At 72.5% G+C, this 15,180-nt stretch carries 11 protein-coding genes, 2 tRNA genes and 1 riboswitch; of the genes, 6 read left to right on the top strand and 7 right to left on the bottom strand.

The features are described 5' to 3' along the window. Positions 1-49 precede the first annotated feature (49 nt). From AB0F03_RS11595 to AB0F03_RS11585, 3 genes are all read left to right on the top strand, one after another. Positions 50-2,227 (top strand): DEAD/DEAH box helicase, encoded by a 2,178-nt coding sequence (locus tag AB0F03_RS11595; protein ID WP_361989219.1) that lies wholly within the window; start codon positions 50-52, stop codon positions 2,225-2,227. 195 nt (positions 2,228-2,422) lie between these two features. Further along, positions 2,423-4,036: an amino acid permease gene (locus AB0F03_RS11590; protein ID WP_361989216.1), complete on the top strand. Its 1,614-nt coding sequence runs from the start codon at positions 2,423-2,425 to the stop codon at positions 4,034-4,036. 99 nt (positions 4,037-4,135) lie between these two features. Next, positions 4,136-4,208: transfer RNA gene (locus AB0F03_RS11585), tRNA-Lys, on the top strand. Between the two features lie 115 nt (positions 4,209-4,323). Here the strand turns inward: AB0F03_RS11585 and ribA are convergent. Together ribA and AB0F03_RS11575 are read right to left on the bottom strand one after the other, a co-directional pair. Next, entirely contained in the window at positions 4,324-4,986 is a 663-nt protein-coding gene (ribA, locus tag AB0F03_RS11580) for a GTP cyclohydrolase II (protein ID WP_361989213.1), read from the bottom strand. Between the two features lie 101 nt (positions 4,987-5,087). Next, the gene (locus AB0F03_RS11575; RefSeq protein WP_361989210.1) at positions 5,088-5,609 is read right to left on the bottom strand and encodes a MarR family transcriptional regulator; all 522 of its coding nucleotides are present in this window, start codon (positions 5,607-5,609) and stop codon (positions 5,088-5,090) included. A gap of 77 nt (positions 5,610-5,686) precedes the next feature. Between AB0F03_RS11575 and AB0F03_RS11570 the strand changes: the two genes are divergently transcribed. Next, positions 5,687-6,823: a dihydrofolate reductase family protein gene (locus tag AB0F03_RS11570; protein ID WP_361989207.1), complete on the top strand. Its 1,137-nt coding sequence runs from the start codon at positions 5,687-5,689 to the stop codon at positions 6,821-6,823. A 44-nt stretch (positions 6,824-6,867) separates the two neighbouring features. On the opposite strand, the gene AB0F03_RS11565 is transcribed toward AB0F03_RS11570, so the two are convergent. Beyond that, positions 6,868-6,941, bottom strand: a tRNA-Met gene (locus AB0F03_RS11565). Positions 6,942-7,239: 298 nt separating this feature from the next. Continuing rightward, positions 7,240-7,407, top strand: a riboswitch (cyclic di-AMP (ydaO/yuaA leader). 9 nt (positions 7,408-7,416) lie between these two features. Between AB0F03_RS11565 and AB0F03_RS11560 the strand changes: the two genes are divergently transcribed. Together AB0F03_RS11560 and AB0F03_RS11555 are read left to right on the top strand one after the other, a co-directional pair. Further along, positions 7,417-8,481, top strand: coding sequence for a M23 family metallopeptidase (locus AB0F03_RS11560; protein WP_361989204.1), 1,065 nt, complete (start codon positions 7,417-7,419; stop codon positions 8,479-8,481). Between the two features lie 84 nt (positions 8,482-8,565). Beyond that, positions 8,566-9,510 carry an aldo/keto reductase gene (locus tag AB0F03_RS11555; RefSeq protein WP_361989969.1) on the top strand — a complete coding sequence of 315 codons (945 nt, stop codon included), beginning with the start codon at positions 8,566-8,568 and terminating at the stop codon, positions 9,508-9,510. A 43-nt stretch (positions 9,511-9,553) separates the two neighbouring features. Here the strand turns inward: AB0F03_RS11555 and AB0F03_RS11550 are convergent, their stop codons facing one another. The 4 genes from AB0F03_RS11550 to AB0F03_RS11535 form a co-directional block, all read right to left on the bottom strand. After that, a complete protein-coding gene (locus AB0F03_RS11550) occupies positions 9,554-10,858 on the bottom strand; it encodes a PrsW family intramembrane metalloprotease (protein ID WP_361989201.1) in 1,305 nt (434 codons plus the stop codon). A 68-nt stretch (positions 10,859-10,926) separates the two neighbouring features. Next, positions 10,927-11,751: a tRNA (guanosine(46)-N7)-methyltransferase TrmB gene (gene trmB, locus AB0F03_RS11545; RefSeq protein ID WP_361989198.1), complete on the bottom strand. Its 825-nt coding sequence runs from the start codon at positions 11,749-11,751 to the stop codon at positions 10,927-10,929. Positions 11,752-11,790: 39 nt separating this feature from the next. Continuing rightward, the gene (gene lhgO, locus AB0F03_RS11540) at positions 11,791-13,002 is read right to left on the bottom strand and encodes an L-2-hydroxyglutarate oxidase (RefSeq protein WP_361989195.1); all 1,212 of its coding nucleotides are present in this window, start codon (positions 13,000-13,002) and stop codon (positions 11,791-11,793) included. Between the two features lie 99 nt (positions 13,003-13,101). Continuing rightward, a complete protein-coding gene (locus tag AB0F03_RS11535) occupies positions 13,102-14,526 on the bottom strand; it encodes an MFS transporter (protein ID WP_361989192.1) in 1,425 nt (474 codons plus the stop codon). Positions 14,527-15,180 lie beyond the last annotated feature (654 nt).

Below are 15,180 nucleotides of genomic sequence, written 5' to 3'. Positions count from 1 at the left end.
GGAGTTGACGGGCGCGTGCCGAAGAGACTCCGGAAGGTTTCGCATTCGCATGTCCGTGTCCAGTACTGACCAGATCGTCGTGTCCGAGAACGAGAACGAGAACGAACTCGTCGACGTGACGACCGAGGTCACCGAGGCCCCCGAGGCCGCTGACACCCCCCAGACCACCTTTGCCGACCTCGGTCTCCCCGAGGGCATCGTGCGCAAGCTCGCACAGAACGGCGTCACCAGCCCCTTCCCGATCCAGGCCGCGACCATCCCGGACGCCCTGACCGGCAAGGACATCCTCGGCCGGGGCCGCACCGGCTCCGGCAAGACCCTCTCCTTCGGTCTGCCGACCCTGGCCACGCTGGCCGGCGGGCGCACCCAGAAGCACAAGCCGCGCGCCATCATCCTCACGCCCACCCGTGAGCTGGCGATGCAGGTCGCCGACGCCCTCCAGCCGTACGGCGACGTCCTCGGCCTGAAGATGAAGGTCGTCTGCGGCGGCACCTCGATGGGCAACCAGATCTACGCCCTGGAGCGCGGCGTCGACGTCCTCGTCGCCACCCCGGGCCGGCTGCGCGACATCATCAACCGCGGCGCCTGCTCCCTGGACGACGTGCAGATCACGGTCCTCGACGAGGCCGACCAGATGTCCGACCTGGGCTTCCTGCCCGAGGTCACCGAGCTGCTCGACCAGGTACCGGCCGGCGGCCAGCGGATGCTCTTCTCCGCCACCATGGAGAACGAGATCAAGACCCTCGTCGACCGCTACCTGAACGAGCCCGTCCTGCACGAGGTGGACGCGGCCCAGGGCGCGGTGACGACCATGTCGCACCACATCCTCATCGTGAAGCCCAAGGACAAGGCGCCGGTCACCGCCGCGATCGCCTCCCGCAAGGGCCGCACGATCATCTTCGTCCGCACCCAGCTGGGCGCCGACCGCGTCGCCGAGCAGCTGCGCGAGTCCGGCGTGAAGGCCGACGCGCTGCACGGCGGCATGACCCAGGGCGCGCGTACCCGCACCCTGGCCGACTTCAAGGACGGTTACGTCCACGTCCTCGTCGCCACGGACGTCGCCGCCCGCGGTATCCACGTCGACGGCATCGACCTGGTCCTGAACGTGGACCCGGCCGGTGACCACAAGGACTACCTGCACCGCGCCGGCCGCACCGCCCGCGCCGGCCGCACCGGCACCGTCGTCTCCCTGTCGCTGCCGCACCAGCGGCGCCAGATCTTCCGCCTCATGGAGGACGCCGGCGTCGACGCCGCGCGCCACATCATCCAGGGCGCCGGCGCCTTCGACCCGGAGGTCGCCGAGATCACCGGCGCCCGCTCCATGACCGAGGTCCAGGCCGAGTCCGCGGCCAACGCCGCCCAGCAGGCCGAGCGCGAGGTCGCCCAGCTCACCAAGGAGCTGGAGCGCGCCCAGCGCCGCGCGACCGAGCTGCGCGAGGAGGCCGACCGGCTGGTCGTCCGGGCCGCCCGCGAACGCGGCGAGGGCCCGGAGACCGCGGTGGCCGAGGCACAGGCGCAGGCGACGGCGGCCCAGGAGTCCGCCGTGGCCGCGGAGCCGGCGGAGCGGGAGACCGAGCGCGAGGAGCGCCCGGCCGCCGCGGCGCCTTACGAGCGCCGGGAGCGCCGCACCTCCGACCGTGACCGTGGCGAGCGGGGCGGCTTCGAGCGCCGTGACGACCGCGGTGACCGGGGTGGCCGTGGCTTCGAGCGCCGCGACGACCGCCGTGACGACCGTGGTGGCCGTGGCTTCGAGCGCCGTGACGACCGGGGTGGCCGTTCGTTCGAGCGTCGTGACGAGCGTCGCCCGTTCGACCGTGACCGTGGCGAGCGGGGCGGCTTCGAGCGCCGTGACGACCGCGGTGACCGGGGTGGCCGTACCTTCGAGCGCCGCGACGACCGCCGTGACGACCGTGGTGGCCGTGGCTTCGAGCGCCGTGACGACCGGGGTGGCCGTTCGTTCGAGCGTCGTGACGAGCGCCGTCCGTTCGACCGTGACCGTGGCGAGCGGGGCGGCTTCGAGCGCCGTGACGACCGCCCGGGCTTCCGCCGGGACGAGCGCACCGGACACCGGGGCAGCGACCGTCCGTTCAACCGCGACCGCCGCGACGACCGTCCGGGCTTCCGCTCCGGTGGCCACGAGCGCCCCAACGGCCGTCGTGACGACCACCGCGGCACCGGCTCCTTCGGCCGCCGCGAGGACAAGCCGCGCTGGAAGCGCAACGGCTGACGCTGAGTGAGCGAGGAAGGGCCCGTACGACTCCGGTCGTACGGGCCCTTCCGGCATTTCCGGGGGTGCCCGCCGGTCCCGGGCCGGCGACGCGACGCGCACCCTCGGCATCCCGCAGCGGCGAGGCCACGCCCCCGTACCCGCCGACCGCGCCATGAGGCATGTCACGCCCGCGCGCAGGGAATTGCTGGGGGCATGACAGATGACGCGAGGGCGGGCGACAGCACGAGCGAACCGCGGACGCCGTCCGGTGGTCCCGGCCTGTCCGAGGCCCCCGATCCGCCCGGCCTGCCCGGCACGTCCGGCGTACCCGACCCGTCCGGGCCGTCCGACGAGGAACGGCTGGCCCAGCTGGGGTACACCCAGGTCCTCGCCCGCCGGATGTCGGCGTTCTCGAACTACGCCGTCTCCTTCACGATCATCTCCGTCCTCTCCGGCTGCCTGACCCTCTACCTCTTCGGGATGACCACCGGCGGCCCCGCCGTGATCACCTGGGGCTGGGTGGTGGTCGGCCTGATGACGCTGTCCGTGGGCCTGGCGATGGCCGAGATCTGCTCGGCGTACCCGACCTCGGCGGGCCTGTACTTCTGGGCCCACCGCCTGGCGCCCCCGCGCTCGGCGGCCGCCTGGGCGTGGTTCACCGGCTGGTTCAACGTGCTGGGCCAGGTGGCGGTGACCGCGGGCGTCGACTTCGGCGCGGCCTCCTTCCTCGGCGCCTACCTGAACCTCCAGTTCGGCTTCCGGGTGACCCCGGGCCGCACGGTGGCGCTGTTCGCCGCGATCCTCGTCCTGCACGGTCTGCTGAACACCTTCGGCGTCCGGATCGTCGCGTTCCTGAACAGCGTGAGCGTCTGGTGGCACGTACTCGGGGTGGCGCTGATCGTCACCGCGCTCGCGTTCGTCCCCGACCACCACCGGTCGACGTCGTTCGTCTTCACCGAGTTCGTCAACCGGACGGGCTGGAGCAGTGGCCCGTACGTGGTGCTGCTGGGTCTGCTGATGGCCCAGTACACCTTCACGGGTTACGACGCCTCCGCCCACATGACCGAGGAGACCCACGACGCGGCCACGGCCGGTCCCCGGGGCATCGTCCGCTCGATCTGGACCTCCTGGATCGCCGGGTTCGTCCTGCTGTTGGGCTTCACCTACGCCATCCAGTCGTACGACGCCGAACTTGCCTCCCCCACGGGCGCCCCACCCGCCCAGATCCTCCTGGACGCCCTCGGTGCCACGGCCGGCAAGCTCCTGCTGCTGGTCGTCATCGGCGCCCAGCTCTTCTGCGGCATGGCGTCCGTCACCGCCAACAGCCGTATGATCTACGCCTTCTCGCGGGACGGCGCGCTGCCCTTCTCCCGCGTGTGGCACACGGTCAGCCCGCGCACCCGCACTCCCGTGGCGGCGGTCTGGCTGGCCGCGCTCGGCGCCCTGGCCCTCGGCCTGCCCTACCTCATCAACACGACCGCGTACGCCGCGGTGACGTCGATCGCGGTCATCGGGCTGTACATCGCGTACGTCATCCCGACCTTCCTCCGCGTCCGCAAGGGCACCGCCTTCACCCCCGGTCCCTGGCACCTGGGCAGCTGGTCACGCCCCGTCGGGATCGTCGCGGTGAGCTGGGTGGTGGCGATCACGGTCCTCTTCATGCTCCCGCAGGTCTCCCCGGTCACCTGGAAGACCTTCAACTACGCCCCCGTCGCCGTCCTGGCCGTCCTCGGCTTCGCCGCCACCTGGTGGCTGGCCTCGGCCCGCCACTGGTTCCTGACCCCCGCCTCCGCCCCGGCGCCCACGCCCATCCCGGCCGAAAAGTAACGATCTCCCGCACTCCCGCCCCTCCGACACGGCCGTGTCCCCGATACCCGATCGGAGACACGGCCTCCTCCCGCTATGCTCGGACAGGCAACATCGCCTGGGCCCTTAGCTCAATTGGCAGAGCAGTGGACTTTTAATCCATTGGTTGTGGGTTCGAGTCCCACAGGGCCTACGGCTGCGGGGGAGGGTTCACCCCCTCCGGCCCGCTACGCGGCGCCCGAGCCGGCTTCGGCCGACTCGGGCGCCGCGTCGTTCTCTGGGCTACGGATTCCCTCCTTGCGCGCTCGCTACCCCGTCGTCAGCCCCGTCAGCCCCGTCAGCCCCGTCAGTTCCGGCAGTTCGGCCAGCGGCAGGGTGTGCCGGGTGTGGAGGACCTTCGCGCGGAGGTAGCGGACGTTGTGGTCCGTGGGGAAGACGCCGGTCGGCACCCGGTCCCGTACGACCATGCCCAGGGCGCGCAACTGTCCGGCCTTGTCGGGGTTGTTGGACAGCAGGTCCAGCTCGCGGACGCCGAGGGCGGTGAGCATCTGCGCGGCGGCCGTGTAGTCCCGGGCGTCCTCGGGGAGGCCGAGGGCGGCGTTCGCCTCGTAGGTGTCCAGGCCCTGGTCCTGGAGGGCGTAGGCGTCGAGCTTGTTGTAGAGGCCGATGCCGCGGCCCTCCTGGCGGAGGTAGAGCAGGATGCCGCCGCGGCCGGCGATGCGCTCGACCGCCTCGCGCAGCTGGGCGCCGCAGTCGCAGCGGGCCGAGCCGAAGACGTCGCCGGTGAGGCACTCGGAGTGCAGGCGTACCAGCGGGACCGGGCCGGGGTCGCCGAGCACGACGGCGATGTGCTCCTGGCCGTCGGTGAGACCGTGGAAGGTGACGAGTTCGGCGTCCGCGCCGTAGCCGTCGGCGAAGCGCAGCGGTACCCGGACGCGGGCGCGCGGGAGGGCGGCGGGGATGTCGGGCATGCGTGGGCTCTCCGTGTCTGCTGTCTGCTTCAAATCTGAAGCAGGTGCCGGGCTCCGGACCCTACCCTATGCTTTAAAGTTCAAGCAATGATCGCCAGGCGCTAGCCCGAACAGGGCGACGACCGCCGGCGCCACGGCACGTCCTCCGCCGCGGCCCCGCCACCGCCGTCCTCTCCCTGGAGGCCGCGCGCGATCCCCGCGCAGATCTCCTCGAACTGCCCCACCTGCTCCGGGGTCAGCCGGTCGAACAGTGCGGTGCGGACCGTCTCGACGTGCCCGGGCGCCGTACGCTCCAGTACGGCCGTCCCCTCGTCCGTCAGCACCGCGAGCGAGCTGCGCCGGTCCTGGCCGCAGGTCTCCCGGCGCACCAGGCCGTCGCGTTCCAGCCGGGTCACCCCGTACGTCAGCCTGCTCCGCGTGATCTTCAGCGTCTCGGCGAGGTCGGTCATGCGCAGTCGCCGGCCCGGGGCCTCGGAGAGGTTGGCCAGCACGGAGTAGAACAGGTGGGGCATGCCCCCCTCCTGCTGGAGCTGCCGGTCGATCGCGTCCTCCAGCAGCCGGGACGCGGCGAGGTAGGCGCGCCAGGCGCGCTGCTCCTGCGGAGTGAGCCAGCGGGTCGTCATGCCGCCAGTGTAGGTTTGTTCCAAATTTGAACCAAGACTTCGGCCGGTCCACCGGGCCGCCGCGAGGGAGTACGCCGATGCCCCTGCCGTACGTACTGCTGTCCGCCGCCGTCTCCCTCGACGGCTATCTGGACGACACCGGCCCCGAGCGGCTCCTGCTCTCCGGGCCGGCCGACTTCGACCGGGTCGACGCGGTACGGGCCTCCGCCGACGCCATCCTGGTCGGCGCCGGCACGATCCGCGCCGACAACCCGCGTCTGCTGGTCAACTCCGCCGAGCGGCGCGCGGCCCGGGTCGCGGCGGGCCGGCCGGCGTACCCGCTGAAGGTGACCGTCACCGCCTCCGGTGACCTCGACCCCGGCGCACACTTCTGGCACACCGGCGGCGACAAGCTCGTCTGCACCACCGACGCCGGTGCCGCCCGGGCCGCCCGTCTCCTCGGCGGCACCGCCGACGTCGTGGCGCTCGGCCCCGTCCTGGACTGGCGGGTCCTGCTGGAGCATCTGCACGACGTGCGGGGCGTCGAGCGCCTGATGGTCGAGGGCGGTGGGCAGGTCCACACCCAACTGCTCCAGCAGGACCTCGCCGACGAACTCCAGCTGGTCCTCGCCCCGCTCCTCGTCGGCGACCCCGCGGCCCCGCGCCTGTTCGGCCCCGGTGCCTACCAGGGCGGACGCCTGCGCCTGACCGAGACCCGCCGGATCGAGGACGTCGTCCTCATGCGCTACGAGCCCACGGCCCCCGGTACCGGCCCGGTCCCCACCCCGGCCGACCGTCATTGGCTGCGCACCGCCTGCGAACTCGCCGCCCTGTGCCCGCCCTCCCGGACGGCGTTCAGCGTCGGCGCGGTCGTGGTGGCGGCGGACGGTACGGAGCTGGCCCGCGGCCACTCCCGCGAAGGCGCCGACCCGGTGGTCCACGCGGAGGAGGCGGCGCTCGCGAAGACCGATCCGGCCGACCCGCGCCTGCCCGGCGCCACCGTCTACAGCAGCCTGGAACCCTGCGCCCGCCGCGCCTCCCGGTCCGCCCCCTGCGCCGAGCTGATCCTGCGGGCCGGGGTGCGCCGGGTGGTCACGGCGTGGCGGGAGCCCGACACGTTCGTCGCGGCGGCCGACGGCTCGGGCGTGCTGACCGGCGCGGGCGCCCGGGTCGTCGTACTCCCGGAGCTGGAGTCCCTCGCCAAGGCGCCGAACGGGCATCTGCTCGCCGGATAACACTCAGGGCCGGAATCCAATGGATTCCGGCCCTGAGTCTTCAGTAGCGGGGACAGGATTTGAACCTGCGACCTCTGGGTTATGAGCCCAGCGAGCTACCGAGCTGCTCCACCCCGCGTCGTTGTGTCTCTACTGTACGCCATCCACGGGGTGCGATGCACATCGGTTCCGCGGCCCCTCAGTGGCTGTCACACCGTGTGATCGGACGGGCGCTGTGCGATGACGGCCGGGTCACCATCAAAGCCACGAGTGACTCCTGTACGTCGGTCAACTCGCCCGCTTTCCGGGCGTCATGACCGGTAAATCCCCAGGTTTGAACGTTAAGGATCATGACGAACAGCTTGGAAAGTGACTGGCGGGTCTATTAACGTTCGATAACGCAGCGCGGTCGTCCCAGCCGTCACCAGCGACGGCTCCGCGCGCACGCGCCGAATCCCGCAAGGGAACCGGGGAACCACCACCCTGGGGTGAATCTCGCGAACGCCGACGTGGAGCTCACACGGTCCACGACCGGTATACGCGCGTAGGAGACCTTCCCGCTCCGAACCCGTCAGCTAACCCGGTAGGCGGCGGAAGGAAAGGAGCGCGCCCGCGTGGCGTCCAACCGGCCTGCCCCCGAGAGCCCGTTCGTGCCGGCTCAGCGTGAGACCGAGTCCTTCGGCTACGACGCCTACCGAGCCGACGAGGGCCCCTGGGAGGAGTGGAACCCCACCGAGGACTCCGTCGCCCCGGTCCGCGGCCGGCACCGTGTCGCCAAGCAGCGCGGCGGCTTCGCCCGCAGCTCCACCGTCCTCGGCGTCGGCGTGATGGCCGCGGTCGGCGCGGGCGGCATGGCCAGCGCCAACACCGGCAAGCCGCCGGTCTCCATCTCCCTGCCGGACCTGCCCTCCGTCGGCTCCCTCTTCGGCGACACCGCCACCGAGGCGCCGCAGACCGCCACGACCGCGCTCAGCAGTGTCGGCGTGGCCTCCGCCGACGACCAGCAGGGCACCGACGCGGGTGAGGCGCTGCGCAGCCGGATCATGGCCCAGGCCGAGCAGCAGCAGGGCCAGGCCGACAACAAGGCCACGGCCGTCGCCCTCGCCGCCGCCGAGAAGCAGAGCGCGTCCGCCGCCGCCCAGGCCGAGAAGGAGGCCGCCGCGAAGGCGGCCGAGGCCAAGGGCGAGGCGGAGGCCGCCGCCGCGAAGAAGGCAGACCAGAAGGCGGCGAAGGCGGCCGAGGAGAAGCGGCAGGCCGAGCTGGCGAAGCTGGCCGGGCAGTACACGCTGCCCACCTCCTCGTACACGATCACCTCGACGTTCGGCCAGGCCGGCACGATGTGGTCCTCCGGCCACCACACCGGTCTGGACTTCGCCGCCCCCACCGGCACCCTCATCAAGGCCATCCACGGCGGCACGATCACCGAGGCGGGCTGGGCCGGTGCCTACGGCTACCGCACGATCCTCACCCTCGACGACGGCACCGAGCTGTGGTTCTGCCACCAGTCCTCGATCAACGTCACGGCCGGCCAGAAGGTCACCACCGGCGAGGTCATCGGCCGGGTCGGCGCCACCGGCAACGTCACCGGCCCGCACCTGCACCTGGAGGTCCACCCCGGCGGCCAGGCCGCCGCCATCGACCCGATGGCGTGGCTGCGGGGCAAGGGCCTCACCCCCTGACGGGTTGTGCGGGAATCTCGGAACTCGGCGCCGGCGGCGGAATGTGATCATCCACCGCCGGCGTTGTAGTGACGTATGACCTCACTGACATCACCGCGCACACTCGGCTCCTCCGACCTCCGGGTCTTCCCGCTCGCCCTCGGCGGCAACGTCTTCGGCTGGACCGCCGACGAGCAGACCTCCTTCGCCGTCCTCGACGCCTACACGGCGGCGGGCGGCAACTTCATCGACACCGCCGACTCCTACTCCGCCTGGGTCGAGGGCAACCAGGGCGGCGAGTCGGAGACGATCATCGGCAAGTGGGTCAAGGCCCGCGGCAACCGCGACGACGTCGTCATCGCCACCAAGGTCAGCCAGCACCCCGAGTACCGGGGCCTGTCCGCGGCGAACATCAAGGCCGCCGCCGACGCCTCGCTGCGCCGCCTGGACACCGACCGCATCGACCTCTACTACACCCACTTCGACCAGCCCGAGGTGCCGGTCGAGGAGATCATCGGCGCGCTGGACGAGCTGGTGAAGGCCGGCAAGGTCCGGCACATCGCCGCCTCCAACATCAGCCCCGAGCGCCTCCGGGCCTCCCTCGACCACTCCGACCGCGAGGGCCTGGCCCGCTACGTAGCCCTCCAGCCCCACTACAACCTGGTCTCCCGCGACACGTACGAGGGCCCGCTCCAGGACCTCGCCGCCCGCGAGAACCTGGCCGCCGTCCCCTACTTCTCCCTCGCGTCGGGCTTCCTCACCGGCAAGTACCGCCCCGGTACGACCGTCGACAGCGCCCGCGCCGGCACGGCGCAGAAGCACGCGGAATCCGAGGGCGGGCGGCGGGTCCTGGCAGCCCTGGACGACGTCGCCGCCGCCCACGAGGTCCCCCTCGCCACGGTCGCCCTGGCCTGGCTGGCCGCCCAGCCGACCGTCACGGCCCCGATCGCCTCGGCACGCACGGTGGAACAGCTTCCGGCGCTGCTGGGTGTGGCGGACCTGACGCTCACGGACGACGAGCTGGCCACCCTGACCCGGGCCTCCGCGTAGCTCCGGCCCGCCCCGGCCGATCCTCCGCGGCCGTCCCGTCCGTCTACGTCCGGTACGGGTTGTACGCCGGGTAGGCGGCCGCCGGGGCGCCGTGCCAGTACGGCACGGGGCCCGCGTACACCGGGCGGGCCGGCGTGACGGCCCGCGCCGCGTACTCCAGTGCCGGGCGTGCCGGTTCCCTGCGCCGCCACAGCTCGTCCAGCAGCTCCCGCTCCCGTACGACGAAGTCACCCCCGGCCCGCCCGAGCCGCCCCCGGTGGCGCAGGAACGCCAGCGAGGTCGCGTACGCCTCGTAGCGCGCCACCTCCCGCGCCGCCGGCCGGCCGAGGTGGTGCCGGGCGTAGTCCCGGGCCATCCGCCGCGCCCGCATCGATCCGAGCGCGAACGGCTCGCCCGGGCCCAGCCATCCGGCCAGTACGTAGGCGGGGAGCTCCGCTCGCACGGTCCGCAGCTCCCGCTGCCGCGTCCAGATCGCGAGCCAGGTCAGCAGCGCGAACGCGGGCAGCATGAAGGCGGCGTAGACGGCGAAGAACCCGTACCGGCCGAACGTGGAGGAGCCGTTCCACAAGGCGTGCATGCTCATCGCGAGCAGCAGTCCGCAGACCGGGAACAGGACCCGCCGCACGTGCTGCCGCTCGCCGGACCGTGCGGCGACGCCGAAACCGATGCCGGTCAGGACCGTGAAGAGGGGGTGCGCGAACGGCGACATCACGATGCGCACGAAGAAGGTCGCGGCGGTGACCGAGGCGATGCCGCGGCCACCGGTGAGCTGGTCGGTCCCGAAGGCCGTGCCGAGGTAGAGGATGTTCTCGGTGAACGCGAAGCCGGTGGCGGTGATCCCCGCTATCACCACACCGTCCACGATCCCGGTGAAGTGGCGTCTGCGGAAGAGGAAGACCAGCAGGACGGCCGCGGCCTTCGCGGACTCCTCGACGATCGGCGCTATCACGGTGGCGCCGAGGGTGTCGGCGCCGGCCGGGTCCGCGGTCGAGGTGGCGATCCACCGCGTGGCGAAGCTGTTGGCGACGATGGCTATCAGCGCCGCCGCGCACGCTCCCCAGGCGAAGGCGAAGACCAGGTTCCGCCACGGCCCCGGTTCCACCCGGTCCAGCCAGCGGAACGCGGCTGTCAGCCAGGGCACGGGCAGCACGGCCAGCCCGAGCCCGACGACGAAGCCCTCCGTGCCGGTCTGGCGCCGCACGAGCGCCAGGATGACCAGCCCCGACAGCGCCAGCAGCGTGCTCAGCGCCCCGTACCGCACCCACCTGCGCTGCCACCAGTGCGGATGGCGGAGCACACCGTCGCCGGGGCGCGGGGGATACGTCGGGAACGGGGGACTGGTGGCCACGGCATCGACCCTAACGGTGACGGGACGAGGGGCAGGAGCGGATTACCGGTCCGGGCGCGGGGCCGGACTCATCGCTCCCGGTGCGGTACGCGCCGGAACAGCAGGTCGTTCACCACATGACCCTTGTCCAGACCCTGTCCCTCGAAACGGGTCAGCGGCCGGAACTCGGGGCGCGGGGCGAAACCGCCCTCCGCCCGCGTGTTCTCGAAGTCGGGGTGCGCGCCGAGCACCTCGAGCATCTGTTCGGCGTACGGCTCCCAGTCGGTCGCGCAGTGCACGATCGCGCCGGACTTCAGCCGGGCCGCGGCCAGAGTGAGGAACTCGGGCTGGATGAGGCGCCGCTTGTGGTGCCGCTTCTTGGGCCAGGGATCGGGGAAGTAGACGCGCAGCCCGTCCAGCGCGTCGGGGCGCAGCATCTCCCGGAGCAGGATGATCGCGTCGCCGTTGCCCACCCGGACGTTGGACAGCCCGTCGCGCTCCGCCAGATTGAGCAGGTTGCCCTGCCCGGGGGTGTGCACGTCCACGGCCAGGATGTTGGTGCCCGGGTCGGCCGCGGCCATCCGCGCGGTCGCCTCGCCCATCCCGAACCCGATCTCCAGGACCACGGGACGGTCGTTCCCGAACAGCTCGCCGAGGTCGATCACCCGCTGCCCGTCGATGTCCAGCCCCCATGTGGGCCACAGCCGCTGGAGGGCGTCGGCCTGCCCGGCCGTCACCCGGCTGCGCCGCGGCTGGAAGCTCCGGATCCGCCGCTCGAAGTGGGATCCGGCGGGATCGGCCCTGGGCCCGTCCGGGAACCGCGGCTCGCCCCGGGTCCGGGTGTGCCGGACGGACACACCGGGGTCGTGCGGTGCCGAGAGCGGGGCGTCGGGGGTGTTCAGGGAGTCAGCCACAGTACGACCGATTTTACGGCGCCCGGCGAGGCCGCCCTCCTACGCGAGCAGGTCCAGCGCCCGGCGTCCGACCTCCCGGCCGATCGGCAGGGCCGCGGTGGCCGCGGGGGACGGCGCGTTGAGCACATGCACGGTCCGCGGCCCCTCCTCGATGAGGAAGTCGTCCACCAGCGTCCCGTCCCGCAGCACCGCCTGGGCCCGCACCCCGGCGGGGGCCCGCACCAGGTCTCCGGCCTCCACGCCGGGCAGCAGTCTTCGCACGGCCTCCAGGAACGCTCTCCTGGACACCGACCGCCGCAGCTCCCCCGCCCCGTACCGCCAGTGCCGCCGGGCGATCGTCCACGAACCCGGCCACGCGAGCGTCCCGGCCAGCTCCCGGGGCCGTACGACCCCCCAGCCGTACCCCTCGCGGGCCAGCGCCGGGACCGCGTTCGGCCCGATGTGCACACTCCCGTCGATCCCGCGCGTCAGATGCACGCCGAGGAACGGGAACGCCGGATCCGGCACCGGATACACCAGTCCCCGCACCAGCTCCGGCCGCGCCAGCTCGTAGTACTCCCCGCGGAACGGCACGATCCGCATCCCGGGCCCGTCCCCGGTGAGGCGGGCCACCTCGTCGCAGTGCAGCCCGGCGCAGTTCACCAGCACGCGCGCGCGGACGACGTCCCCGGCCGCGGTGAGCACGGCCACGCCGCGCTCCGGCCGCCGGTCCACCCGTACGACCCTCGCGCCGTACCGGATCTCAGCTCCGGACGCCCGCGCCAGCTCGCGCGCGACGCCCACGAAGTCGCACACCCCGGTCGTCCCCACGTGTATGGCGGCGAGACCGCGCACCTCCGGCTCGTACTCGCCGATCTGCGCGGCTCCCAGCTCGCGCACCGGGATGCCGTTCTCGCGGCCCCGCTGCACCAGTGCGTGCAGCCGCGGCAGCTCCTCCCGCTCGGTCGCGACGATCAGCTTGCCGGTGACGGCGTGCGCGATGCCGTACTCGGCGCAGAACTTCACCATCTCCGCGGCGCCCCGCACCGCGTACCGCGCCTTCAGGGAGCCCGGACGGTAGTAGATCCCGCTGTGGATGACGCCGCTGTTGCGCCCCGTCTGGTGCCGCGCCGGGCCGGGCTCCTTCTCCAGGACCGTCACGCGCGTGCCCGGTGCGGCGCGCGTGATCGCGTACGCCGTCGACAGCCCGACGATCCCGCCACCGATCACGAGCACATCACAGTCGTACGCCCCGGCCCGCACCTGCACCACCTCCGCCCTCGATAGTGCACTGCGCCACTGACAGTGGCCTCAAACGCCGTCCGGTGCCGGCGCACCGGGGCGTCACCGGCAGCGGACGCGGCGGTGCCGCTACGCCGGGGTCACCAGCAGCGGCCGGGCCCGCTCCCGCAGCTCCACCACCCGCGGCTCGTCCCCGTACGGCTCCAGGCGGTGCAGCAGGTCCTTCACGTACTCGGTGGTGCGGGCGGAGGAGATCCGTCCGGCCACCTCCACGGCACGCACCCCCTGCTCGCAGGCGGCGTCGAGGTTCCCCGACTCCAGTTCGGCCACCGCCGAGACGACGAGCCGCAGCCCGTGCGAGCGTACGAACTCCTCCGTCGGCTTCGACAGCGCCTGCTCGGTGAACCGCCGCACCTGCCGCGGCGCCTTCAGATCGCGGTAGCACTCGGCGGCGTCGGCGGCGAACCGGTCGTATCCGTAGAAACCGAGCCAGGAGGGGTCGTTGTCGCCCTCCCTGGACCGCTCCAGCCACCCCTCGGCGGCCTTCAGCGCCGCGCCCGCCGCCTGCGCGTCCCCCGCGCGCGCGTGGGCCCGCGCCTCGATCAGCCGGAAGAAGCTCATGGTGCGGGCGGTCGCCAGCCCCCGGTTGCGCTCCAGGGCCGCCTGCGCGAGATCCACGCCCTCGTCGCCGAAGCCCCGGTAGGTGGCCTGCAACGACATGGAGGCGAGGACGTACCCGCCCAGGGGGACGTCGGCCGCCGCGCGCGCGAGGCGCAGCGCCTGGATGTAGTACCGCTGGGCGGCCTCCTGCTGGCCGGTGTCGAAGGCCATCCAGCCGGCGAGCCGGGTGAGTTCGGCGGAGGCGCCGAACAGGGCGCGGCCGACCTCGTCGGAGTAGGAGCCGAGCAGCAGCGGCGCCGCCTCCACCCGCAGGCACTCCGGCACCATGGACGAACGCCAGTCGCCGCCTCCGTATTTGGAGTCCCAGCGCCTGGCGTCCTCCGCGGCTTCCCGCAGCTTCTGTACATCGCTGTGGCCGACTTTGAGCGGTGCGCCCGATTCCTCGGCGGAAGCCGACTCGCGCGCGACCGAGCTGTCGGCGGGGGTTATCAGCCATCGAGAGGCGGGCGTCGCGTACGCGCTGACCGCGAACGAACCGGCGAGCGACTGCCAGATGCCGCCGGCGCCGGAGCGGCGGCCGGCGAGATCCAGGCGGTACAGCTCCGTCGCCGACTTCACCGCCTGTCCCACGTCCCTGGGGAAGGCGAGGCCCACCTCGGGCGCCGGGTCCGCGTCCGCCAGGCCTATCTCGTGCAACGGCACCGGGCGGCCGAGTTTCTGCCCGATGGCAGCGGCGATGAGGTGGGGTGCCGCGCCCTGCGGCACCATGCCCTTCGACACCCAGCGCGCCACCGACGTCTTGTCGTAGCGAAGCGTCAACCCGCGCTGGGCGCCCAGGTCGTTCACGCGCCGCGCGAGTCCTGCGTTGCTGATTCCCGCGAGGGCGAGAACGGCGCCGAGTTTTTCGTTCGGCCCGCGTTGCTCCCTGGACATGCGCCACCCCTCGACACAGACGGCTGCCGCGATGGCATAACCGCGCGGCATTCGTAAACCCAGCGTAGTTCGCCGCATCCCAAGCGTTAAGGGGCATTCTTCCGGATGGCGGGATTGTGGTCCGTACGGCAGTACGGTCCTGTACGCACCGTGCACGGCCCGCCGTCGCGTGCCCCCGCGCATGTGGCCGTGCGCCCGTCCGTGCGCTCTTCTCCGGCCACCGGGGGAACGGTTCCATGGCTTCTGCGTGGGTCGGCCCGCTGTACTGGATCCAGTGGGCTGGGGGACACCGCCACCTTCATCCCCGCGGGTGGCGGACCGGTCCGGGAGGCGATGCCCGCCTCCCGGACTGTGCGTCGCGCGCGCGCCGCCGCGCGCTCCGCAGGCCTGTACGGAGCGTGCTCATCTCCGTTGCCGCTCTGCGTAATTGGCCGAAAACCGACCCCCTTTCCGGGCCGCGGATTTCCGCTCCCACCACGTAACTTGAGGGCGCGTGGGGCGGTTTGGGGGCGCGCACTGGGGGCGCATTCGCGCCGCACCCGCCGGACACCGCCCGGAACAAGATCTCCTCGCCCGCCCGGGCCACCGGCCAACTCCCCTGGCACGTGCCACGAACTTCCCCCGGTCCAAGGCGGCGCCGCCGCCCCACCCCGG

Source organism: Streptomyces sp. NPDC028722 (assembly GCF_040637655.1).
Lineage (GTDB): Bacteria > Actinomycetota > Actinomycetes > Streptomycetales > Streptomycetaceae > Streptomyces.
This window is presented reverse-complemented; position numbering and strand designations above follow the sequence as displayed.